General features: G+C 66.1%; 26 protein-coding genes and 1 tRNA gene. 10 read left to right on the forward strand and 17 right to left on the reverse strand.

The genetic code is table 11. The features are described from left to right. Nucleotides 1–5: 5 nt before the first annotated feature. The 10 genes from V5F75_RS06425 to V5F75_RS06470 form a co-directional block, all read right to left on the reverse strand. Nucleotides 6–281: a hypothetical protein gene (locus tag V5F75_RS06425; RefSeq protein WP_394036021.1), complete on the reverse strand. Its 276-nt coding sequence runs from the start codon at nt 279–281 to the stop codon at nt 6–8. 130 nt (nt 282–411) lie between these two features. Continuing rightward, nucleotides 412–741: a hypothetical protein gene (locus tag V5F75_RS06430; RefSeq protein WP_394036019.1), complete on the reverse strand. Its 330-nt coding sequence runs from the start codon at nt 739–741 to the stop codon at nt 412–414. 17 nt (nt 742–758) lie between these two features. Next, nucleotides 759–1,178: a hypothetical protein gene (locus tag V5F75_RS06435; protein ID WP_394036017.1), complete on the reverse strand. Its 420-nt coding sequence runs from the start codon at nt 1,176–1,178 to the stop codon at nt 759–761. A gap of 528 nt (nt 1,179–1,706) precedes the next feature. Next, nucleotides 1,707–1,904 (reverse strand): AP2 domain-containing protein, encoded by a 198-nt coding sequence (locus V5F75_RS06440; RefSeq protein WP_394040948.1) that lies wholly within the window; start codon nt 1,902–1,904, stop codon nt 1,707–1,709. After that, nucleotides 1,901–2,074 (reverse strand): hypothetical protein, encoded by a 174-nt coding sequence (locus tag V5F75_RS06445; protein WP_394036013.1) that lies wholly within the window; start codon nt 2,072–2,074, stop codon nt 1,901–1,903. The genes V5F75_RS06440 and V5F75_RS06445 overlap by 4 nt, the downstream gene beginning before the upstream one ends. 652 nt (nt 2,075–2,726) lie before the next feature. Further along, complete coding sequence (locus V5F75_RS06450) at nt 2,727–3,023, reverse strand: hypothetical protein (RefSeq protein WP_394036011.1); 297 nt, start codon at nt 3,021–3,023, stop codon at nt 2,727–2,729. A 62-nt stretch (nt 3,024–3,085) separates the two neighbouring features. Further along, nucleotides 3,086–3,577, reverse strand: coding sequence for a hypothetical protein (locus tag V5F75_RS06455; protein ID WP_394036009.1), 492 nt, complete (start codon nt 3,575–3,577; stop codon nt 3,086–3,088). Nucleotides 3,578–4,093: 516 nt separating this feature from the next. Next, complete coding sequence (locus tag V5F75_RS06460; protein ID WP_394036007.1) at nt 4,094–5,035, reverse strand: major capsid protein; 942 nt, start codon at nt 5,033–5,035, stop codon at nt 4,094–4,096. A 501-nt stretch (nt 5,036–5,536) separates the two neighbouring features. Beyond that, nucleotides 5,537–6,274, reverse strand: a complete 738-nt coding sequence (locus tag V5F75_RS06465; protein ID WP_394036005.1) for a DUF3102 domain-containing protein — start codon at nt 6,272–6,274, stop codon at nt 5,537–5,539. Nucleotides 6,275–6,588: 314 nt separating this feature from the next. After that, nucleotides 6,589–7,716, reverse strand: a complete 1,128-nt coding sequence (locus tag V5F75_RS06470) for a hypothetical protein (RefSeq protein WP_394036003.1) — start codon at nt 7,714–7,716, stop codon at nt 6,589–6,591. A 538-nt stretch (nt 7,717–8,254) separates the two neighbouring features. Here V5F75_RS06470 and V5F75_RS06475 point away from each other — a divergent pair. Continuing rightward, on the forward strand, nt 8,255–8,542 hold the full coding sequence (locus V5F75_RS06475; protein WP_394036001.1) for a hypothetical protein: 288 nt from the start codon (nt 8,255–8,257) through the stop codon (nt 8,540–8,542). Nucleotides 8,543–8,579: 37 nt separating this feature from the next. Here V5F75_RS06475 and V5F75_RS06480 read toward each other — a convergent pair whose 3' ends face one another. From V5F75_RS06480 to V5F75_RS06495, 4 genes are all read right to left on the reverse strand, one after another. Then, nucleotides 8,580–8,942 carry a hypothetical protein gene (locus tag V5F75_RS06480; RefSeq protein WP_394035999.1) on the reverse strand — a complete coding sequence of 121 codons (363 nt, stop codon included), beginning with the start codon at nt 8,940–8,942 and terminating at the stop codon, nt 8,580–8,582. A gap of 891 nt (nt 8,943–9,833) precedes the next feature. After that, nucleotides 9,834–10,394: a hypothetical protein gene (locus V5F75_RS06485; protein WP_394035997.1), complete on the reverse strand. Its 561-nt coding sequence runs from the start codon at nt 10,392–10,394 to the stop codon at nt 9,834–9,836. Between the two features lie 2 nt (nt 10,395–10,396). Beyond that, on the reverse strand, nt 10,397–12,019 hold the full coding sequence (locus tag V5F75_RS06490) for a DUF6538 domain-containing protein (RefSeq protein WP_394035995.1): 1,623 nt from the start codon (nt 12,017–12,019) through the stop codon (nt 10,397–10,399). Nucleotides 12,020–12,099: 80 nt separating this feature from the next. Continuing rightward, nucleotides 12,100–12,174 (reverse strand) — tRNA-Thr (locus V5F75_RS06495). A gap of 348 nt (nt 12,175–12,522) precedes the next feature. Between V5F75_RS06495 and V5F75_RS06500 the strand changes: the two genes are divergently transcribed. The 4 genes from V5F75_RS06500 (at nt 12,523) to V5F75_RS06515 (ending at nt 17,660) form a co-directional block, all read left to right on the forward strand. Further along, nucleotides 12,523–13,689, forward strand: a complete 1,167-nt coding sequence (locus tag V5F75_RS06500) for an ABC transporter ATP-binding protein (protein ID WP_394035993.1) — start codon at nt 12,523–12,525, stop codon at nt 13,687–13,689. An 11-nt stretch (nt 13,690–13,700) separates the two neighbouring features. Continuing rightward, nucleotides 13,701–14,618: an ABC transporter permease subunit gene (locus V5F75_RS06505; protein ID WP_393987802.1), complete on the forward strand. Its 918-nt coding sequence runs from the start codon at nt 13,701–13,703 to the stop codon at nt 14,616–14,618. Next, nucleotides 14,615–15,433, forward strand: a complete 819-nt coding sequence (locus V5F75_RS06510) for an ABC transporter permease (RefSeq protein ID WP_394035991.1) — start codon at nt 14,615–14,617, stop codon at nt 15,431–15,433. The genes V5F75_RS06505 and V5F75_RS06510 overlap by 4 nt, the downstream gene beginning before the upstream one ends. A gap of 280 nt (nt 15,434–15,713) precedes the next feature. Further along, the gene (locus tag V5F75_RS06515) at nt 15,714–17,660 is read left to right on the forward strand and encodes an acyltransferase family protein (protein WP_394036037.1); all 1,947 of its coding nucleotides are present in this window, start codon (nt 15,714–15,716) and stop codon (nt 17,658–17,660) included. Here the strand turns inward: V5F75_RS06515 and V5F75_RS06520 are convergent. Continuing rightward, on the reverse strand, nt 17,638–18,006 hold the full coding sequence (locus V5F75_RS06520) for an ArsR/SmtB family transcription factor (RefSeq protein ID WP_394035989.1): 369 nt from the start codon (nt 18,004–18,006) through the stop codon (nt 17,638–17,640). The two genes, V5F75_RS06515 and V5F75_RS06520, sit on opposite strands and share 23 nt — an antisense overlap. A 130-nt stretch (nt 18,007–18,136) precedes the next feature. On the opposite strand from V5F75_RS06520, the gene V5F75_RS06525 reads away from it, so the two are divergent. The 4 genes from V5F75_RS06525 to V5F75_RS06540 all read left to right on the forward strand — a co-directional run bounded on the left by V5F75_RS06525 (nt 18,137) and on the right by V5F75_RS06540 (nt 19,964). After that, nucleotides 18,137–18,481 (forward strand): carboxymuconolactone decarboxylase family protein, encoded by a 345-nt coding sequence (locus V5F75_RS06525; RefSeq protein WP_394035987.1) that lies wholly within the window; start codon nt 18,137–18,139, stop codon nt 18,479–18,481. A gap of 136 nt (nt 18,482–18,617) precedes the next feature. Beyond that, nucleotides 18,618–19,265, forward strand: coding sequence for a pyridoxamine 5'-phosphate oxidase family protein (locus V5F75_RS06530; protein ID WP_394035985.1), 648 nt, complete (start codon nt 18,618–18,620; stop codon nt 19,263–19,265). Nucleotides 19,266–19,435: 170 nt separating this feature from the next. Beyond that, on the forward strand, nt 19,436–19,621 hold the full coding sequence (locus V5F75_RS06535) for a hypothetical protein (protein WP_394035983.1): 186 nt from the start codon (nt 19,436–19,438) through the stop codon (nt 19,619–19,621). A 37-nt stretch (nt 19,622–19,658) separates the two neighbouring features. Continuing rightward, nucleotides 19,659–19,964 (forward strand): PadR family transcriptional regulator, encoded by a 306-nt coding sequence (locus V5F75_RS06540; RefSeq protein WP_394035981.1) that lies wholly within the window; start codon nt 19,659–19,661, stop codon nt 19,962–19,964. Between the two features lie 69 nt (nt 19,965–20,033). On the opposite strand, the gene V5F75_RS06545 is transcribed toward V5F75_RS06540, so the two are convergent. Beyond that, nucleotides 20,034–20,846, reverse strand: coding sequence for a ferredoxin--NADP reductase (locus V5F75_RS06545; protein ID WP_394035979.1), 813 nt, complete (start codon nt 20,844–20,846; stop codon nt 20,034–20,036). A gap of 125 nt (nt 20,847–20,971) precedes the next feature. Beyond that, complete coding sequence (gene fdxA / locus V5F75_RS06550; protein WP_394035977.1) at nt 20,972–21,307, reverse strand: ferredoxin FdxA; 336 nt, start codon at nt 21,305–21,307, stop codon at nt 20,972–20,974. Nucleotides 21,308–21,438: 131 nt separating this feature from the next. On the opposite strand from fdxA, the gene V5F75_RS06555 reads away from it, so the two are divergent. Beyond that, entirely contained in the window at nt 21,439–21,789 is a 351-nt protein-coding gene (locus tag V5F75_RS06555; protein WP_394035975.1) for a gamma-butyrobetaine hydroxylase-like domain-containing protein, read from the forward strand. The last annotated feature ends 36 nt before the right edge of the window (nt 21,790–21,825 follow it).

Below are 21,825 nucleotides of genomic sequence, written 5' to 3' on the forward strand. Positions count from 1 at the left end.
CTGTCTCAGCCAAACACGATGCCGTTGCGGACGGCGTAACTCAGTTCCTCAGCCCGTAATGTGTCCGACCACCATTCGTCGGTACCGATAGCGATGCGAGCGGCCGTCACGGCGGTCAGTGTCTCGTCGCTCATCGGATCGTCGGCCGCGAAGACGATGCGGCCGCCTTCGATCTTCCATGGCCCCTGTGGCGACGGCTTCGGCTCGGCTGCGCTGGGCAGCGAGGGTGCGGGCGCCTTCTCTGTGGTGGCCATCGGAAAAGCTGCAATGTGGGCGGTCATCACTAATCCCCTGTCCCGTTGCCCGCCTTGGCGGGTCCCACTGAACACCTCCCCTGCGAGACGGTGTGGAGGGCGTCCGATAGAGTCCATTCCGGCTTTTCGGACGCCTCGTCTCACAGGGCCTTGAGCCCTATTGAGGCATCGCTTGCGCGGCCTCTCTGGCGGCTTGGGTGATGCGGGCATTGCGCACCCCCTCGCGCTCCCGCCGTTCGGCCCGCAGCTCTCGGGCGTAGGCTTTCACGAACACCCGATTGAACTCCCGCAGGCGCCGGAAGGCCGCGTCATAGACCGCCTTCCCCCGCTGCCATTCCCGAGAGAACTTCACCTCGTCAGGCGTGAGGCCAAGGACGGTGCGATGGTCGCCCCGCAGATGGTCCAGCCACGCCCCCGCACGGGCCACGCTCGCCTCAATGGAGGCTTGCAGGGCCTTGGCTTCGTCAAAGGTCATGGTTTCGCTCATGTCCTGTCCCCCTCGGCTCAGACCAGCTCTGGCGCATCGTTGAAGGCGTCCGCGTCCCGCTTGGCAGCGGCCATGCGCTCCACCGACCAAGCCGGCTCAAGCTCCCCCGAGGCGTAGGCGTCGATTTTCTCGACCTTCCCCGCCCATGTGTGCCACGTCATGTCGCCCACGGTGTCCTGATTGCCCCACGGCTTCAGGCCGTTGGCGCGGGCAAGGGCGTCGGTGAAGTCGTCAAGGCCCTTGTCGCCGGCATCGCAGTACAGGACGGGCCGGCCGTCGATGTCCTCCCCTTCCCACACGGTGGCAACGAAGCCTTCTCCCGCCTCGGTCGCCATCACCAGCACCTCCGTGCCGTCACCGGACCAGACGGCGGACAGGACTTCTTCAGGGGCGAAGGTGTCGGTGACAAGCGCAATAGCCGAGTCAATCGTGAGCATCTCAGTGTTCCTCAAGTTGTTGGGAGGCTCCGCTGTGCGGAGCGGAAGTGTTCGTGGGCCGATCGCCGCTCCGAACATGAGAAAAGACTGATTCGTCTCGCTGTAACTGTCAAGCACAATTCTGAGAATGTCTTGATTTTTCTCGGAAGTTGTTGATGGTTAATGCAGATTTTATGCGACCGTCAACTTACGACAGAAGCGGAATAACGCGGGCATGTGGGCGCGTGTACATGCGTTGCGGGCGCCTGTGCTTGCGCGTGGGTGGGCGTGACTTGCCGTTCACGCGCGGTTTGCCGTTCGCTCGCGTGCCGCGCGGTGTTCCCTCTCAGGCGCGAGGGGGCGCGGGGGGAACGCGCGTTCTTCTTATATATAGAGAGGGGCTCGAAAATTTCCGGCAAATATCGCCGGGGCGGGCAAGGTTCGCCGGGGACGTCCACCTTGGTAAGGCGTGGCGCGATCTTGCAGAGAACTTGAAAGGGGGCGGCACATTGCAGGGGTGGGACCTGCCAATGGTCTCCGGTGGGGGCCTCAGGAGGCCGTCAGGCCGTTCAGCTTCGCCTTGCTGCCGTGGTGCTGAAGGGCAGCGGCGTCATAGGCCCGGGCGGCATCTTCCGGCCGCTCGAAGGAGCCCAACCAGAGGCGCTTGCCGTTCACGGTGATGGTCGCCGTCCAACATTTATAGAGCGCATCCCACGCAACCCCGCGAAAGGGGCGCTTCACACTCATTCTGTTGGCTTGGATGCCGCCTGCGGCGACGGCTTCGGCCCGCCGACCTTGGTGCCGGTGAACGCCTTCAGCTTGGCGAAGGTCTTGGTCATGCTCTCGACGGCCTCGATAGCCCGTGCAGGCGTCTCGAAGCTCCCCAAGAACATCTTGTTCCCCTGCGGGTCGGTCATGGTCGCTTCCCAGAGGCGGGAGACGGGGGACCAAACGAGCCCGTCAACGTGCCGAGGCCCGTTGCCGTCGTGGAAGTCCACTAGCGACATATCGTGAAGTGAGGGCATCAGGCGGCCTCCGCCTCGGGAGGGGCGGTTGAAACGGCCTGGGCAGGGTCCTCGGGGGCTACCGTAGCCGGGCCACCGTGATTGCCGGTCAGAGTCCGTGAGGCAGGGGGTTTTATTGGCTGCGAGCCTGCGAGCGCATGGGCAGGCATCTTCCCACGCTGGGGATTGTGCGGGTTCCGGCCCATCCGGTAAGGCCACACCGGGCACTCGACACAAGCGCAGCGGCGCACCTCGGCAGCATTCTCAGCGCAGGTAAGGCAATGGTCCCGGAGGTTTGTGAAGCGCCACGGCTTGCCGTCCTCGCGAGGGCCGGGGTTTTCCTTCATCGCGCCCAGGACGCTGGCGGCTTCTGCCCGTCGAGGGTGCCCGGAAGCGATAAGGGTAGCCAGATCGAGACCGAGGGGATCAACTCCCGCGCGACGGCCGGCTTCATTCCGAGGAGCGAGAACATCAAGCCATTCGTGGTTCTCCGGCTCCCACCCGTTGGGGGTCATCTTTCCACGATCTCGGACGGGTTTGGCGGTCTCTTGGTGAACGGCCAATGTCAGATGCCCATGCCGTTCATGCCTTCAGCGGCGCCCTGGGACGCAGCATAGCGTTCCAAAGCGGCTTCCTTGGCCGCCTCGGAGCGGTCGCGGTCCGCCAGGAGGGCGGCATGGGCGGCCCTGCCGTCCTCAGTGGTCATGTCGAAGATGGTGCGCGGACGGGAGCCGTCGTGCCGGAGGGTGCCGGGCGACAGGTCATAGAGGCCGGCGGCGATCATCGGAGCCGGGATGCGGGAGGCCGGAGCGGTGCCGTAGGAACCGGGAATGTCGCGCGAGGCGGCCGTGTTGATGGTCATGGGAAGTCCTTTCGTTGGTGGTGGTGATGGTGTGGTCAGAGGCTCCAGTCCGTGACTGGAGTTCAGGCGGCCTTGCGGTGCGACCGAGCGGTCTTGCGGGGCGGCAGGTGCGAGGCGAGCCCGCAAGCGGTGAGACGCTCCTCGCAGGCGGCACGGGCCACGTTGGCGGCGGCCTTGAGAAGGTCCGCCACGGCCTCTTCATCGCTTCCCGCCACCTCAACCCGCAGCGCGGGGAACCGAGCGGCCGCCATCAGGAACTCGTGGCGGGCCTCAATGACGCCGATGGGGATGTCAGAGGTCGGGAACCAGGGCGTGGAGCCGAGGGCATTCACAACGCTGCGCATCGTGGCCCGCAGCACCGTGGGCTGTTCGGGATCGACCAGCGACAGGGCGTAGGTGGCCGCCAGGAAGCCCGCTTCGCGCAGCTCAACGGAGCCGGTCAGCGGCGCGGTGACCTCCTCTCGGGTGCCGTCCGCATGTTCGATCAGGAGCGCGAGGGCGCCGACGCCCGCTTGTCCAGGGACGCGAGCGGCCAAGGTGAGGGTGGTGGTCAAGGAGGGTCCTTTTCTATGAAGGGGATGGTGGTGCCCTGTGAGCTGCGAGGGACCCAGCAAGGCGGGGCAGAAGCAGCCTCCTGAAGAGGTCGGGCGAGGTGTTGGGCGAGCTACGCGAGCGTAGGGGTGTCCGCAAAAGGGGGTGCCCTCGGGGCCCTGTGATAGGTCCCGAGGGGCTTGGTGGAACCCGCCATGGGGAAAGCCATGTCGAGGCCGTAAACGCCCTGTTCACCCACCCCTCAGCACGCCCCTGCGGGCGATTAAATCTGAGGGATGGGCTTCAGGGCTCCTTGAGAGGAGGCGGCAAAGGGGCAGAGCTATTCCGCCGGGGCGTCTTCGCTGTCGCTGGTCAACAGGATGCCGGCGGTGCGAAGGGACGCCATGAGGGCGTTCAGTTGAGCGACAGCGTCTTCGCCGCCAGTGGCATCAGCCACAGGAGCGGCAGGGACCATGTCGCGATGAACGTAGCTGCCGGAGATGGGGCGATCATCGGGCACCGCAGGTCATGCGGCGGGCTTACGCCACCGCGCCCGTCGCCAGCTCAATGGCGCAGTCGGAGCGCAGCACGTCGTGTCCGCAGAGGTACGAGCCGATCAGGAAGGTGCCCTGACGGCGAATTTCGTAGTCGCTCTCCATGGACAGGTCCATGAGCTGCACGGTGCCGGCGGCCATCTTGTTGAAGACGAGACCCACGGTGGTGCGGAAGTCACCCTGGTACTTGGCCGGGCCGGTCGTCACCTGGGTGTTCGGGACGTGGTTCGACTTCACGATGGGCAGGCCGGCGATGGTCTGCACGATGCCGGAGGCCACGGAGCCCTGAGCGCCAAGGTTCGTGTCCACGAGCCGGTCGCGCTGGGCAAGCAGGTAATACTGCGCCGGACGGAACACGGCATAGCGGTCGCTCTGCGTGACGTTCTTTTCGTCCAGGGTCTGAGTGGCGGTGAACAGGGCCGCTTCCAGCTTCGCCGGGTCGGTCGCCATCGCGGCGTCGGTGATCCGGGAGCCGCCGGGACGGCCGGTCAGCGGCGAGGACGCACGCGCGGCAAGGGCCAGCACGGCACCGAGGTGCGTGTCGTACTGGTGGGCCAGCTCCTGCCCCAGCTCCTTGGAGTAGACGCCACGAATGTCATAGTGGTTCACGGCCTCGTCAACGTCCGCAATGAAGGTGGTCGCCACCAGCTTGTCGTCGATGGTGATGACCTTCTCCGCATGGTCGATGGCGCTGCCGTCGATCCAGGTACCGGGGGTGTGGTAGGCGGAGCTGGCACGGCCGACCAGCGGGAACTGGGCAGACTTGCCATGCTGGATCTGGCGGACGAACGTCAGGCCCTTGAACACGTTGGTGCGCTCGAACTCGGTGAGGACCTCGCCAGCGAACAGCTTGAGGAAGAGAGCGTCGGTGGCGCCGGCCTGATTGACCTGACCGAGACGCGAAACAGTGGTGTCACCATGAGCCATGGTGTGAAAATTCCTTGATGATGATGTGGAGGGTTATGGCGTGGCGTCGCGAGCGCGGCCGGTAGTTCTCTTGGGGCGCCTTCCGTCAGCCCCTGGAGGCTCCACCTCAGTGGAGTGCAAGGGGATTGGCGATCAGCGGACAGGAGAGCCGGCGGTGGCTGGCGGCGTTGCCATGGGTCCCGACACGCTCAAGGAGTAGTTCCAGCCAAGGGCCTCCCGCCGCACCTCAGCGCGGGGAAGGGAGACCACAGGGCCGGAGTTCGCAGGGCATGTTCAACCCCGCATATGCGGGGCCTCGGGCGTCTCGCTTGCGAGCCCCTACGGCGAGCGTAGGAGAGCGATGGCGCGTCATTCGAGGGGCCGCCATTGGGCGGCTTGGGACATCATCAAGGGGTGGTGGCGCGGCGTGGCAGGGTTCGGACCTGCGAGTGCACCGCACGAGCGGATGCGGCACGTCGCCAGGAGCCTACCCTGCGGTGCAGGACAGGCGGGGAGTGCCGTTCATCGGGCGGCCTTCTCGTTGATCTTGGTGAGACCTTCCCGCTCCAGAACGAGGCCGATGTACGCCTCCTCCAGCGCCTCCCGCGTCATGCCCATGCAGTCCGTGCGGAGCTGGTTGATGCGGCCCTGGATGGCTTCGAGCTGGGCGCGGAGGGTGGCGGCTTCTGCCTGGGATGCGGCAAGTTCTTCCCGTGCCTTCTCCCGCTCGATCTGGTCGGTTGACTTCTGCCAATCCGGGAGGATGTCCTGGGCCTTGGCGACGGCTTCCGAGATGGAGAAGCCGAACTCCTTGGCGTAGTTGTGGAGCTTGAAGCGGGCGACGTTGCGCTCTCCCTCCGTCCCGCCACGCTCGACCATGGCGTGGAGCTTCATGACGTGCTCCGCATCGGTGCGGTCGAAGGCGGGGGCTTCGGAGGGGTGCGGAGTGGACGGCTTGCGCTCGATGCCGAGGAAGGCGTCGATGCTCTGCTCCGGGTCAAAAGTTGCGCATGCGCAATTTTTGGCGACCCGCATGTACATTGCAGCCCGGTCGTAGGAGAACGCGCAGTTCGCCTTTATCCACGGCTTGAACTCGCCGTGCTGGAGCATCCCCTTCACGGCGATGAGGTCCCTTCCGGCCTTCGCCGCGTAGGCCAGCATGGACTTTCCGTACCCAACCACTTGCCGGTGGGCGTAGTTGATCTCGCGGGCGAGGTAGGTGGGGTCTTCGACGATGACGACGGCGTTGGTGGATGACATCGGCGGGTCCTTTCGTTGCGGGTGAGGAAACGGAATGCCGACCTCTCCCCATGCAATCGCTCGTCTCGCGGAAAGGAGACGCGAAGCGAGCCAGGGCATGGGGAGAGGTGGCGAGGCGCTCAACGACCGCTGCTAACGGTCGGAGCGCGGACAGGGAGCCCATGGGGACGGGCGCAATAGGGAGAAGATGCGGGCACCCCTATCCGACCTCAGCCGGTCAGGGTGCCCGCAAGGTGGGATGACCAGGGCGGGCAAAGCCCGCTGGAAGGTCATCCTCTCGCATTCAAGGAACAGCGAGTGACTGACGCCATCCCTCAGGAAACTTGAAATTCTGTAGGCGGGATGACCACCACCGGCCCGGTGAGGCCCTCGACCTTGTCCATTCGCAGGGCCTTCTGCTTGCACCCGTCACCGGCCACGAGGCGCCGCGCGAACGGCTTCTTGCCGGGACCGGGGATGCACACATGCCAGTCGTGGCCTTCCACCAGGGGCGCGTCGGCGGCGGGAAGGCGGGCCGTGTAGCCCCTCGTTAGGGGCACGAGGGCGAAGTCGCCGTCTTCGCTCCGCTGTATGACCACAGGGCGGGGGCCGGTCTTCTTGGGCGTGGCGGCCTTGCCAGCCTTCACCCGCTCAGCGGCCCGGCTGCGGCGCTTGGCTTCGGTGTTGGCGGTCTTCTTCCGGGCCGTGGCGGCGGCGGCACGCTCCGAGGGGAGCATGAAGGCGGCGTTGCGCTGCTCTTGCCACCACTCGGGACGGAAAGCGCCTGTCGGCCGGCTGATCCACCCATGGTCATCGTCGAGACCACCAGCCTCAGCGATCTGAGAGCGGACCATGGCGGCGCCCTGCCAGACACGGAGGCGGAAGAGAACCGGGTCGTCATGACCGAAGACGGGAGGCCAGCCCCACCACGGGAGAGTGCAGCTCGGATAGCGCACCCATCGTCCGTCATGGCAGGGGTTGATGGCCTGGAACTCGTCAATGGTCAGGGGTTCGTCGGGGAGGGCTAGAAGCTCTTCCTCAGAGGAAGACCACCTTGGGGAGCACCATTCCTCGCTGAAGCCCATTCGGGTGCAGCCGGGGGACCCGTCGAGATGCTGACGGGCTTTGAGAAGGGCGCGGGTGAGGGTCGCGAGGTGCTGGCAGCGCTCTCGACGGGCCATGTAGGCGATGACGTGGGCGTTGTGCTGGTCGCCTTTGGCAGTCGCGCCAGCGACGCTTGGGGCTTCCTCTTCGGAGGGGCCGTCTTCTTCCCATGGCACGTCTTCGCCGTCCTCAGCCGGGAAGAGGTCGTCATAGATCGACCGATGCGAAGGGCACGGACGGAATGCCCCGTGGAAGGTCACGGGCTGATAGAAGCTGACCGACGTGTCGGTGTTCTCGAAAGATGCTTCGTCAGAGGCTCCACGTTCGTGGAGTGCAGTAGGGGCAGAGGAGAAATCCATAGAGGTGTCTCCTGTGTCACCAAAACGGAATGGGAAGGGGTGGTCGGTGGAGGGAAAGCTTTCTGAAAGCTGACGGAGAGCTTTCCTTGAAGCTCAAAGAAACGCTTACAGAAACACCTGTACACCTCTCCCCCCTCCCCCTCTCCCAGCCTCGCGACACGTGGATGCTCCCGCCGACCACTCTGGTCAGCCTGTCCCTTACGGGGATCATCCACATGCCAGCGCATGGAAGAGGGCAAGGGGTGGACGTACAGGCAGACCTGCAATTCACCTCTCCCCAGCGTATTTTATGCCTCGTCTCCGATCGGTCCTCCCCTTTCGAGGGGAAGCAAGCCGAAGGACTGGTGCCGCTACGCACCGCTTGTTGACCACCGTGTGCCCCTTCCGGGGAGATGATCGACAAGGTTCTCGCTGTATCGCCAGCGTTGGGCGGCCTGTCGTGGCTGTCACCAAAACAACAGCAGGACGCTGCGGAATGACGGTGCGAGTTAGGCTAGAGTGGCGGGAAAGTCAGAGACGGTATCCAAGGAAGGACGAGATGGTGATCGAAGTGCTGGTGGTCTGGGTGGTGAACCTTATCGCCCTGCTCGTCATAGGAGCGAGAACCAAGAGGTGGGGGACGCTGGCCTGGGTCGCCTTGGGGTGGACTCTTGCCGGCGCTGTCGTCGCCGTCGCGGTGAGGCCCGAGCTACAACACGCCAGCTCGCTCATGCTCACCCTCGGCTTCGCGGTGAAATTCGGGACGAATCTCCTGCTGCTGGCAATCGGGCGAGGCATCGGCTACGTGGTGCGTAAGGTGCGCTCCAGGGAGCTTAAGGAGGCGTGAAGGGCGCCGGCCGTAGCCGACGCCCTGCGGAGATGGTCTAGAACTCGGAAGCGCCGAAGGCCGCGGCATTCGACAGCGGTCCGATTAGCTCGCCGGTTCGGGCGTCCACGAAGCGAACCGGCTGCCCTGTCATCATCGAAAGAAACGTGCCGACGCGCTCGATAGCTCGGAGCCCTTCGTCTGAGGGGGCCTCACCGCTTCCGGCAAGTTCTTCCTCCGTCACCATGCGGAAGTCGCGACCTTCCTCCAAGCCGGCTTCCAAGAGGGACCGGACTTCGTCGTCATGGAGTTCGTCAAGCGGCTTCAAGACGAAGTCCTTCCCCTCGACATCCCCGCAGGAGGTGAGGAATTCGCGCTGGTCGCGAGCGTCTTCCGAATCGGCGCAGTAAATGGTCTTCATGGAATGCCTTTCTTGACGCCTGCCACCGTCTCAGGATAAGCAGAACGCCACTGATATGATTGTGACTGATGCCAACAGGCGGGTTGCAGCCCGGTCCTGCGGCGTTGACTGAAGAAGGTGCTACGGGTTCCACCGTCCGCTTTGAGAAGCGTGGCGGCGATGTCTCACACGCAAGCGACTTCCGGCCTCCGCAAGGTCCATGGCCTGTCACTCCGCCGGATCGCGCTCAGCCCTTCCGCATCGCACTTTCCAGCCGGTCCGATATTTGTTCGCCCTCGGGTCCTTGGGGTCCGTCGCCGGGGCGTCGTGCCCGTTTGACGTGATCCAAATGCCCCCTCTCAGAGGGCTCGGTCAATCAGCTAAGTGCCTGTGAATAAAAGAGCAACGGATTGCTTATCCGTTGCTTCTCCAGTTCACTCAAACGCTTGAGTCCAGATTTGATGAGTTTGGTGACAAATCTGGTGACAAATTTTCTGGCGGTGTGCGACGCCCTGCCGCAGCTTAAGATGGCCTAAAGAGCAAAAACAGCAGGAAACCGACAGCCGCAAGTGTCAGATATCCCGCCCAGCGGTAGAAGAACAAAGCTTCACTCGATGGCTCGTACGCAGGATCGGCTGCCCTACGAGCTGTTACGTGGCGCCTGATCACCCAGCGGAGAGGAAAACCCGCTACGGCGAAAGCAGCGACAGCGAATGCGATGCCCCCAACTGTCTCAACTGGGCAAAAGCTGCCGATCGTCATAACGCACGACTTCATGTGAATGACACGCGCCTCCGCATTCGAAGCTGCGAACAGGAGCATGAGAATTGCCAGCCGAAACATCCGTGTCCCCCACCTTTCTGCAATCCACGGTATAGCCAACGGCCAAGAGCAAGTTCAAGAAGCCCAAGCTCAGGGTGGGGAGAGCGGATGCAATGCACACTCCTCGGTGTCCTTTTTGCGTGTCCACGTGAAGCTATAGAAGGGGATGCCGGGCGGGCTGTCGGGTGACGGTGTGGGGTCCATGGTGAAATCCAGCCATCGCAGCCATTCAATGCGCTTGGTGTTGCGGCCATCCACGGTGTTGGTGAGCGTGTGGTAAATGCGCTTCAGGTCTTCGACCCAATCGAGGCTGGAGCGGAGGAACTCGATAGGCTTCTCGTCGAGGAGGGTGCTTCCGATCATCCAGACCGATGCCTCCCCTGTCGGAGTTCCACCGCCGTCCGGGAAGGGAACCTCCCCCGGTTGGAACTTCACAACGGGGTTCACCCCGCACATTCCCACCAGTTCCCCCGCGTCCGAGAACATCATCTCGGAGAACAGGCGCACCCCACAATTATACTGAGCATAGGACAGAAGGACACTTAGGGGGTCTTTGCTGGTCCGCGCTTCGATCTCAGCTCGGTCGGCAGCTCGTAGAACGCAGTACAACGCCCTTGCATGGTCCTCGGTAGCTATGACGAGATAGGCCATGGCTATTCCTCCACCTCAAAGGCCGGCAGCTTCGACAGTTCCCCAGCCAACGCCGCAGCCGATGCCTCCCCGTAGCGCTGCCCGGTATCCCGCAACGTGTGGCCGACGATGAAATAGCGAGCCTCCTCCGCCACCTGGTGCTCGCGGCACAGCGTCATGAAGAGGTGCCGCCAGCCGTGGTTCGGCTGCACATAGGGATCATCCACCCCGATGTCGCGGACCCATCCGGCGAGCCGCCCCGCCACCGTCTTGGCCGGGTGGGCCTTGGCAGGGCCCTTCTGGTGGGAGGGAGCCTCCTTATAGAAGAGCGGCCCATCCCCGCGCTCCTTCACGAACTCCAAGAGCCCCTGCCGGATCAAGTCGGGGTGGACGGGGACCATGCGCGGCTTGTCCGTCTTCACGGCGCCGGCCTCAGGCGAGATGCGGAAGACCCAAACACCATTGACCTCTTGGAAGTCCTGCCCACGGAGCTGGGTGATTTCGGAGACGCGAGCGCCGGAGTAGGCGCAAAGCCAGGGAACCCACCGCCGGGCCGCCAGCATCTCCGGGGCATTCCTACCGGGAGTATCATAGGCGTGAAGCGCGGCCTTCAGGATGGTGGCGGCTTCCTCGTGAGTGAAGGAGCGGTCGCGGGTGCGTGGCGGGGCCTTGCCGCTGGAGCGGATGCCCTGAGCCGGGTTGCTGGTGATCTTGCGGTTCGCCTTCCCCCAGTTGAGGACGGTGCCCAGCGGCGTGAGATACTTGGCGTTGATGGTCTTGGCGGCAAGGCGGCCCTCGGCAACAAGGGCATCCTTCCAGCCGACCACGTCCTCTGGAGTGATCGCCGTGGCGTCGTCATGCTTGACGAATGCGACGAACGCTTTCACCACCCGCAGGTGCTCTTCCAATGTCTTCGCTCGCGGCTGCCGCTCCCGCCCCCACGCCTCTGCAAGGCCGGTCAGGGTCACACCCTTGCCCGTTGAAGGCGTCTTTGCGGCTCCACCGATTTCCGGCCGGGGCAGAGCGGCTTCCGATGGGAACCGCTGCACAACAGCATCCGGCCCGTAATCGCCCTCAGCCCGCCTCAGGAGCGTCCCTGCCGCATCCCTAATCGCTCCTCTCATGGCGGTGGCAAGCAGCTCCCGGCTGTCGTCATCCACCACGAGGGCACGGGCCGATAGCAGGTCATCCACGAATGGGGCCATCTCCGCTCGAAGCGCGGAGCTGTCGTCGAGCCGCTCGCCAACCGCCTGTTGGAGCTTCTCGAACACGAGCGACTTGCCGGGGTTATCCTCCAGCCGCGCGACGAAGTCCCGATACCACGCCCCCGCCAGGGCCACCGCCTGCTTCTGCGAGAGGCGCGTCGGGCCGGTCCTCAGGCTGACGAAGAGGCGCTGTAGGTGATCCTCGGCAATGCCGGTGCGTGCCTTGGCTGTTTGCGGATCGCGGGTGCGCAGGGAGAAGGTGACCTCGGAGGCACCAAGGGTGGCCGCGACGGTGCATTCCGGTTCGTGGCCGTGGGCGGGGAAGTGGATCAGGACCGATTGGCCCGTGACCCTGCCACGAAGATCGGCGGGAATGCGCTTGCGAAAGGTCAGGTTCGAGGAGCCGTGACGGTGCGTTGGACGAGGCATGGGAAGAGCCACTGTGTAGCGCTCCTGTGTAGCAGTGGAGCGACCCGAAGCCCTTCTATTTCCAAATGTTCTGGAGCGTCAACGCCATAGGCTGGTGCTGCGAGAGAGGATTGAACTCTCGACCTCTCCCTTACCAAGGGAGTGCTCTACCACTGAGCTACCGCAGCGCCCGGTTCAAGGAGGGATGAGAAAATATCAGCCCCGCCTCGAACAGCGGCGAAACTTCGTTCGCCGTCAGGCGGCTTCATCTGCCACATGGGTTCGGGGGGCGCAAGGGCATTTCGTCATCTTTTGCTGCGCCATGCCGGAAAGGGGGAGTTATGAACAGGCGCGTCCACATCGCGCCGGCTGAGCCTTGCGCAAGGCCGCTGGACACCCAGGGCCGCTTTCGGTGCCGGCCGGCGCCGTGCCTGCCGGTTGCGCGGTGCAAGCTGCTTTTTTGCGCGTGCTCACCGCTTGAGCGTTTTCGCGTCCCTCTGTAGCCTTCGGTGTGAGAGGCCATTGCGGGGGACAGTATGGCTGCGGAAAAGCCGCGCAATCAAACCATCGGCGCCGTCCGGCGGACCTTCCAGCCCTGGGCGGATCCCGAAAAGAAGCCGCTGATCCGCTTCGAGAACATCGTGAAGCGATTCGGCGATTTCACCGCCGTCGACAATGTCAGCCTCGACATCTACGAGCGTGAGTTCTTCGCCCTTCTCGGCCCTTCCGGATGCGGCAAGACCACCTTGATGCGCATGCTGGCCGGCTTCGAGGAGCCGACCGAAGGGCGCCTCACCCTCGCGGGGGAGGACATCTCCGGCATTCCGCCCTACCGGCGGCCGGTGAACATGATGTTCCAGTCCTACGCTCTGTTCCCGCACATGAACGTCATGGACAACATCGCCTTCGGCCTGAAGCAGGACAAGATGCCGAAGGCGGACATCGCGGCCCGCGTCGAGGAGATGCTCAAGCTCACCAAGCTCGAGAAGTTCGCCAAGAGGAAGCCGCACCAGCTCTCGGGCGGCCAGCGCCAACGGGTCGCGCTCGCCCGCTCGCTGGCCAAGCGCCCCAAGGTGCTGCTGCTCGACGAGCCGCTCGGCGCGCTCGACAAGAAGCTGCGCGAGGAGACCCAGTTCGAGCTCATGGACCTGCAGATGGACCTGGGCATGACCTTCCTCATCGTCACCCACGACCAGGAAGAGGCCATGACGGTGGCCGACCGCATCGCCGTGATGAACCACGGCGTGCTGATGCAGGTGGCCCCGCCGGCGGAGATCTACGAGCAGCCCGCCACCCGCTACGTGGCGGACTTCATCGGCGAGGTGAACCTGGTGGAGGGCAAGGTCCTCTCCGCCTCCGCCGAGGAGCTGCGGCTGTCCTCGCCCATCACGCCCCATCCGCTGCACGTGACGCAGGGGGCGGACCTGAAGCCGGGCGACGAAGCCTGCATCGCCATCCGCCCGGAGAAGCTGCGCATCTCGCTGGAGCCGCCCGCCGACACCTCGGAGAATTGCTTCGAGGGCGAGATCTGGGACATCGGCTACCTCGGCGACCTGTCCATCTACCATGTGGAGCTCGCCTGCGGGCAGCGCATCAAGGTCTCGCAGCCGAACCTCTCGCGTATGGTGCAGCGGCCCATCACCTGGGACGACAAGGTGTGGGTGACGTTCGCGCCCCATGCCGGCGTCGTGCTCACCCGCTGAAGGAGGCGTCCATGGCGATGGCGGGCGAGAAGGGGCGCGGGCGGTATCTGGTGCTCGCGGTGCCCTATCTGTGGCTCCTGGCGCTGTTCCTGGCGCCGTTCCTCATCGTGTTCAAGATCTCGCTGTCGCAGGATGCGGTGGCGCAGCCGCCCTACACGCCGCTGCTGGATCTCTCCCAGGGCTGGGCCGGCTTCACCGCGTTCCTGTCCCAGCTCTCCCTCGATAACTACCTGTATGTGCTGGATTTCTCGAACGAGTTCATCCAGGCCTACGGTTCCTCTCTGGTCATCGCCTCCATCTCCACGGTGCTGCTGCTGCTGGTGGGCTACCCCATCGCCTATGGCATGGCGCGCGCGCCGCGCTCCATGCAGCCCACGCTGCTGATGCTGGTGATCCTGCCGTTCTGGACCTCGTTCCTGATCCGCGTCTACGCCTGGATCGGCATCCTCTCGCCCGAGGGGCTTCTGAACCAGGGGCTGATGGCGCTGGGGCTCATCGACACGCCGCTGGAAATCCTCAACACCGACACGGCCGTCTATATCGGCATCGTCTATTCCTACCTGCCGTTCATGGTGCTGCCGCTCTACTCGGCGCTGGAAAAGCTGGACCTGACGCTGCTGGAGGCCGCCGCCGATCTCGGCTGCCCGCCCACCAAGGCGTTCTGGACCATCACCTTCCCGCTCTCGCTTCCGGGCGTGGCGGCGGGCGCGCTGCTGTGCTTCATCCCGGCGGTGGGCGAGTTCGTGATCCCCGACCTGCTCGGCGGCTCCGACACGATGATGATCGGAAAGTCGCTGTGGACCGAGTTCACCGTGAACCGCTCGTGGACCGTCTCCTCGGCGGTGGCGGTGCTGCTGCTGCTGGTGCTGGTGGTGCCCATCGTCATCTACCAGAACATCCAGCAGCGTGAGCTGGAGGCCGGCAAATGAAGAAGGGCCTCACCTGGTTCAACGTGACGTCCATCGCCCTGGGCTTCGCGTTCCTCTACATCCCCATCCTGCTGTTGGTGATCTACTCCTTCAACGCCTCGCGCCTCGTCACCGTGTGGGCGGGCTTCTCCACCCAGTGGTACTGGGCGCTGCTGGAGAACGAGCAGCTCATCGATGCCGCGTGGGTCACGCTGCGCATCGCCTTCTTCTCCTCCCTGGTCTCCACGGTGCTCGGCACCATGGCGGCGCTGGCGCTCACCCGCTACGGGCGCTTTGCCGGGCGCACCCTGTTCTCGGGCATGATCTACGCGCCCCTCGTCATGCCCGAGGTCATCACCGGCCTGTCGCTGCTGCTGCTGTTCGTGGCCGTGAACTTCGATCGCGGCTTCTGGACGGTGCTGCTCGCGCACATCACCTTCACCATGTGTTTCGTGGCGGTGGTGGTGCAGTCGCGCCTCGTCACCTTCGACCGCACGCTGGAAGAGGCGGCGCTCGACCTCGGCTGCCCGCCGCTGAAGACCTTCCTCACCATCACCCTGCCCTTGATCCTGCCGGCGGTGGTCTCCGGCTTCATGCTGGCCTTCACCCTGTCGCTCGACGACTTGGTGATCGCGAGCTTCACCACCGGGCCCGGCGCCACCACCCTGCCCATGCGCATCTATTCCCAGGTGCGCCTGGGCGTGACGCCGGAGATCAACGCCGTCTGCACCATCCTCATCGCCATCGTCACGGTGGTGGTCATCATCGCCTCGCTCGTCACCAAGCGGGCGGAAAACCAGCGGCAGGCGGAGGAGCGGGCGGCCATGCAGGGCTGATACCGAAGGCCCGTGAGCTCCACTCTCATGGGCTTCCGGCGGGGTGGGGCGCGGGAGCGAATCCGCTTGGCGCCGCCGGAAGACCGGGGATGATGGCACGGGCCGCGTCCCGTCCTCCCGGCCGGCTTGATCGGGCGGGGCAGTCTTTGCCATAAGCTCGGCCTCTCTCCCGCGCGGCGCGCCCGCGCCTGCTTTCGCGGCGGGCGACGGGCCGCGCGGGAGCTGCGTCCGGGCCCCAGGCCGGGGCGGATGGCCCTGGGGACGGATCTGGACCTCCTTGATGCGATATCGTGCGGACATCAGCGGCCTTCGCGCGCTGGCGGTGATTCCCGTCGTGCTGTTCCACGCGAATCCGGTCCTCGCCCCCGGCGGCTATGTGGGCGTGGACGTCTTCTTCGTCATCTCCGGCTATCTCATCACCTCGGTCATCGCGGCGGAGCTGGACAAGGGCGGCTTCAGCCTCGCCCGCTTCTATGACCGGCGCGTGCGGCGCATCCTGCCCGCTTATGTGGCCATGGCGCTCGCGACCACGGTGGCGGCGCTGGTGCTGCTGCCGCCGGCCCTGCTCATCGGCTACGGGGAGCAGCTGAAGGCGGCCTCCACCTTCCTGGCCAATCGCTATTTCCTCTCGGTGGCGTCCTATTTCGGCCCGGTGGCCGAGGAGCAGCCGCTGCTGCACACCTGGTCGCTCTCCATCGAGGAGCAGTTCTACCTGTTCTGGCCGCTGCTGCTGGCGGGGCTCGCCCATCCGCGGTTGAAGCGGCTGCGGCCGGTGGTGGTGTACGCCCTCATCGCCGCCTCCCTGTTCCTGGCCACGCGCAATGCGGTGCTGCGGCCGGGGCCGGCTTTCTACAATTTCGCCGGGCGGGCCTGGGAGCTGCTGCTGGGCGCGACGCTGGCCCTTGGCCTGCTGCCGCGCCTCACACGGCCGCTGGTGGCGGAGATCGTCGCCGCGGCGGGCGTCGCCATGATCCTGGCGGCGGTGGCGCTGTTCGACCGTCACACGGTGTTTCCCGGCGCGAGCGCGCTGCTGCCGACGCTCGGGGCGCTGTTCGTGCTGTGGGCGGGGGCGGAGGGGCGCGCCACCGCCGCCGGGCGGCTGCTGGCGCTGGCGCCGCTCGCCTTCGTGGGGCTCATCTCCTATTCGCTCTACCTGTGGCACTGGCCCATCCTGGTGTTCCTGCGCCTGCTGAACGGGCCCCATCTCTCGCCGGTTGCGGTGGCGGGCGCGGTGGCGGCGGCGGTGGTGCTGGCCACGCTCTCCTGGCGCTTCGTGGAAAATCCGTTCCGCCGCGCCGGCTTCACCACCCTGCGCACGGAGCTGAGGAGCATCACGCTCGGCCTCGGCGCGCTGGCGGTGCTGGTGGCGACGGGCTTCGCGCTGGTGCTGGCCCAGGGGCTGCCCGGGCGGGCCCCGGCGCGGGCGCTTGAAGCGGAGAGGGCGGTGGCGGACGTGTGGCGCGGCACCAAGGCCTGCCTGCTCGGCCCCAACCAGACCGTGCCGCCGGCCGGCTGCCGTTTCGGTGACCCGGCGGCGGGCGTGCCGCAGATGGCGCTATGGGGCGATTCCCTCGCCAACCATCATGGCCCGGCGCTCGACGCGCTGGCGCGCCAGATGGGCTTCGGCCTCGTGCAGGTGACCAAGGCCGGCTGCGCGCCGCGTCGGCCGCAGGATGAGGCGACCGCGCCGCGCACCAAGGAAAGCGGCGTGTGCAACGCCTTCCGTGGCGCCTCGCTGAAGTCGATCCTTGATGATCCCGCCATCCGTATTGTGGTGATCGGCGGCAATTGGGGCGCCGAGGGGCGGCTCGACGACGACCTCGCCTCCCTCGCCTCGGCGGTGGGGGAGATCACGGCGTCGGGGCGGGGCGTGGTGCTGGTGGCGCCGGCGGTGGCCTTCGCGAGCGGCGGCGGGCATTGCGTGGCGCGCCGGCGCTTCATGGGCCTCGACGACGAGGGCTGCGGCCTGCCGGCGGCGGAGGCCGAGGTGGGGCCCCGCCGGGTGGAGGGGGCCTTCGCGGCCATGGCTGCTAATCCGCTGGTGCGGGTGGTGCTGCCGCGCCTGCGCTTCTGCGATGCCGCCGCCTGTCGCCCGCTGGTGGACGGCAAGGTGGCCATGACCGACGGCGGCCACCTGAACGTCACGGGCTCCCTCGCCCTGCGGGACGATCTCGGCGCGGCGCTGGAGGGCCTCCTGCCCGCCGTCAGCGCGGCGCGTCCCCGCTGAGGGCGCAGAAATTGGCGTAGATGGCGGTCATGATCTCGGTGACCACCGGGTTGCAGATGGAATAATAGAGCCGCCGGTGCTCCCGCCGGAAGGTGACGATGCCTTCGCTCTTCAGCTTCGCCAGGTGCTGGGACATGGAGGTCTGGGAGATGCCGGTGGCGTCCGAAAGCTCCGAGACGCTCTTTTCCCCCGCGGTGAGCTGGCACAGGATGCGCAGGCGGCGCGGATTGGCGAGCCCGCTGAGAAACTGCGCGGCCGCCTCCGAGCGATCGTCCGCGAAGGCGTGGGGGCCGTCGCTTCCGGCGGTGTCGATCCGGCCGCCGCCGGTGTCCGCGCCCCTGGTCATGCCGCCTCCATCGTCTGCCCGCCCTTTTCTCCCGGCTTTCCCCACGCGCCCTCCGTCCGCGCGGAGGAGGTAGGCGTTGACGCATCATAATATGATGATATTAGAAAATCATAATATGAAGGGGTCACCGATGAGCAAGGACTACAAGGCGCTGATCGCCGATATCTCGCGTTACACCGCCGAGCTGCGGAAGGAAACGCCGGATGCGATGGCGGGCTTCTACAGCCTCGCCAAGGCCGCGAGCGCCGACGGCGCCCTCGACAAGAAGACCAAGGAGCTGATCGCCCTCGCCATCGGCGTCACCCAGCGCTGCGACGGCTGCATCGGCTTCCACACCAAGGCCCTGAAGGACCTGGGCGCGACCCGCGCCGAGGTGGCCGAGATGCTCTCCATGTGCGTGTACATGGGCGGCGGCCCGGCCCTGATGTACGCCGCCGACGCCCTGCGCGCCTTCGACCAGTTCAGCGACGCCTGAGCGGCATTTTCCAGCGCCGGCGCGCGGGCAAGGCCGCAAGTGACGAAAGGCCCATGAGCCAAGCTCATGGGCCTTTGCTATGAGGTACCCCCAGGCCGCTTCATGCGCCGTCCCTGCCGAGGAGGCGAGTTACCCGATGTCCGACGCCCCGAGCGAACGCACCCGCGTCAAGCGCTACCACCAGCTGGCCGATTACGCGCCGCAGACCATCCACGCCATCCTCGACGCCATGCCGGTGTGCAACGTGGCCTATGTGCACGAGGGCCGGCCGGTGGTGACACCCACCCTGCAGTGGCGCGACGGCGACCGCATCTACTGGCACGGCTCGGCGGCGAGCCGCATGATCCGCGCCACGGCGGGGCAGGAGGTGTGCATCACCGTCTCGCTGATCGACGGCCTCGTGCTCGCCCGCTCGGCCTACAATTACAACATCAACCACCGCTCGGTGATGATCTTCGGCCAGGCCGAGATGGTCACCGATCCGGAGGAGAAGAGGGCCCAGCTCCAGCGCTTCGTGGACGGCGTCATCCCCGGCCAGTGGGACCGCCTGCGCCCGGTGAAGGACAAGGAGCTGAAGGCCACCACCGTGCTCTGCCTGCCCATCACCGAAGCCTCCGCCAAGGTGCGCACCGGCCAGCCGGAGGACGAGGCGGAGGACTATGCCTTCCCGGTCTGGGCCGGGGTGGTGCCGGTGCGCATGGTGGTGGACCCGCCGGTGGCCGACCCCAGGAACCTGCCGGGCGTGGAGATGCCGCCCGAGGTGCGCGCGTTCAAGATCGGCTGAGGGGCGGGCGGCGGTTGCATGTCGGGTAGCGCTGGTCCGCTGGAGGGGGGCGCCGTTTCATGGCGCCGGTGAAACCCTTCAGATTCCTGCGTCGACGCGTTTTCTTCCCGGGAGCCGGTACCCAATTCGCTCAAAAACGCTCTATATGGCTGGATATCACGGGGCGCGGCATGGCGGGGGCGTTCGAGCAGGTGCAGGTCCAGTTCCAGAACCGGACCGGCAATTGGAGCACGGTGATGACGGTGGAGAATCTGCCGCAGAACATCACCAATGCCATGCACACGGTGGCGCGGGTCAATCCCGGCTGCCGGGTGCGGGCGGTCGACAGCCAGGGCCGGGTGCTGGACCTTCTTTAGCCGGGCGGCCCTTCTCGAACGCGTGCGGGAGGCGCGGGTGGAGCATCAGGAGCTTCTGTCCGGCCTCGTCCGGCTGCACATCCTGCACCATGCGGTGGAGGGCGAGGTCTACGGGCAGTGGATGATCGAGGAACTGGCGCGCCACGGCTACCGCCTCAGCCCCGGCACCCTCTATCCCCTGCTGCACGCCATGGAGCGCAAGGGCTACCTCACCGCCCGCGCGCAGCGCCACGGACGCTCCATTCGCAAGCTCTACAGCGCCACCCCCATGGGGCGCGAGGCGCTGGATCTCGCGCGGCGCAAGGTGCGCGAGCTGTTCCGCGAGATGCTGCCGGAGGATTGAGCCGCCCGAAGCGCGAAAAGGGCCGCGCCCAGGCGGGACGCGGCCCGCGCTCTGCCGCATCCGGCATCGTTACTCGGCGAAGGCGCGTTCCGTGACGAAGGCGCCGGGCGCGGCGTTCGCCCCCTCGGTGAAGCCGGCGGCGAGGAGCAGGTCGCGGGTGTCGCGCAGCATGCCCATGGAGCCGCAGATCATGCCCCGGTCCACGGCGGGGTCGAGGGGCGGCACGCCGAGATCGGCAAAGAGCCGGCCGCTGCGCATGAGGTCGGTGATGCGCCCCGTGTGGGCAAAATCCTCGCGCGTCACGCTCGCGTAATGGCGCAGCTTGCCGGCGGCGTATTCCCCCACCAGCGGATCGGACAGCGCCTCCTCCACGATGTCGAAGCCGTATTTCAGCTCCGCCACCTCGCGGCAGGTGTGGGTGAGGATCACCTCGTCGAACTTCTCATAGGTCTCGGGATCGCGGATGAGGCTCGCGAACGGGGCGATGCCGGTGCCGGTGGAGAACATGTAGAGCCGGCGGCCGGGGGTGAGGGCGTCCAGCACCAGCGTGCCGGTGGCCTTCTTGCGCATCAGGATGCCGTCGCCGGGGCGGACCATCTGCAGGCGGGAGGTCAGCGGCCCATCCGGCACCTTGATGGAGAAGAATTCCAGTTCCTCCGCCCAGGCGGGGCTGGCGATGGAATAGGCGCGGTAGAGCGGCTTGCCCTCCGCCAGGAGGCCGATCATGGCGAACTCGCCGGAACGGAAGCGGAAGCTCGGGGGCCGGGTGGCGCGGAAGCGGAACAGGCGGTCCGTGTAATGGGTCACGCTGGTGACGGTTTCGATGAAGATGCCGTCGGGGGCTTTTTGGGCCAGGTCTTCGGCGGAGAGGGGCAGGGTCATGGCGGTGTCCGTTAGAGCATTTTCAAGCGAAGTGGATGCCGGTGCGCTTGAAAATGCGCGATCTCGATAATCCAGAGCGGCTGCCGCGAGCCAGTGCGAGCGGAAAACGCTCTGGCGGGAGGGGGTCAGCGGGCCTCGGCGGCCTTGTCGCTCAGGAGGGGCAGCTTGTCCGGGCGGCCGTTCCAGTCCTCCGCGTCGTCGAGGGGCTCGATGCGCTCGGCGATGACGGGCCAGAGCGCCGCATATCTGCGGTTGATCTCCAGCCAGGGCGCCGCGCCCTCCGCGCTGTCGGCGATGATGGCGTCGGCCGGGCATTCCGGCTCGCACACGCCGCAGTCGATGCATTCCTGCGGATTGATGACGAGCATGTTCTCGCCCTCGTGGAAGCAGTCCACCGGGCAGACCTCCACGCAGTCGGTGTATTTGCAGCGGATGCAGTTCTCGGTGACGACGAAGGCCATGATCGCGTCCTGAAACGGTGAGGATGGCCTTCGCTTAGGCCCAAGCGGGCGGCGGGGTCTGTCAAGTTGTTGCTATCGGGCGGCCGCGCGGGGGTGGTGATCTTCATCGACCCTGCGAGGAGACCCCAGCCATGACCACCCCGAACCCCAACCCGCCAGTGGAGATCCGTCTCTCGGCGGACAAGCGCCGCCTCACCCTCGTGTGGGAGGACGGCGCGGTGGAGGCGCTCGGCGCCCCGGAGCTGCGGGCTCGCTCCCAGTCCGCCGGGGAGAAGCGCCTGCGCGTTATCGGGATCGAGGCGCCGGTGCGCGCCGACATCACCGTGACCGGCGTGAGCCTGCTCGGCTCCTACGGCCTCAACCTCTCCTTCTCCGACGGGCACGACCGCGGGATCTACCCCTGGGCGCTGCTGCGGGAGATCGGGCAAGACGCTGGCATTGAAGGGGAAGTTCCTCTTCCGCGGGTCAATGCAATTCCTTGACCGACACGTGAGCCTGGAACGGTTCAAGTTCCGGTC

Origin of the sequence: Xanthobacter albus (genome assembly GCF_043194895.2) — a bacterium.
Classification (GTDB): domain Bacteria; phylum Pseudomonadota; class Alphaproteobacteria; order Rhizobiales; family Xanthobacteraceae; genus Xanthobacter.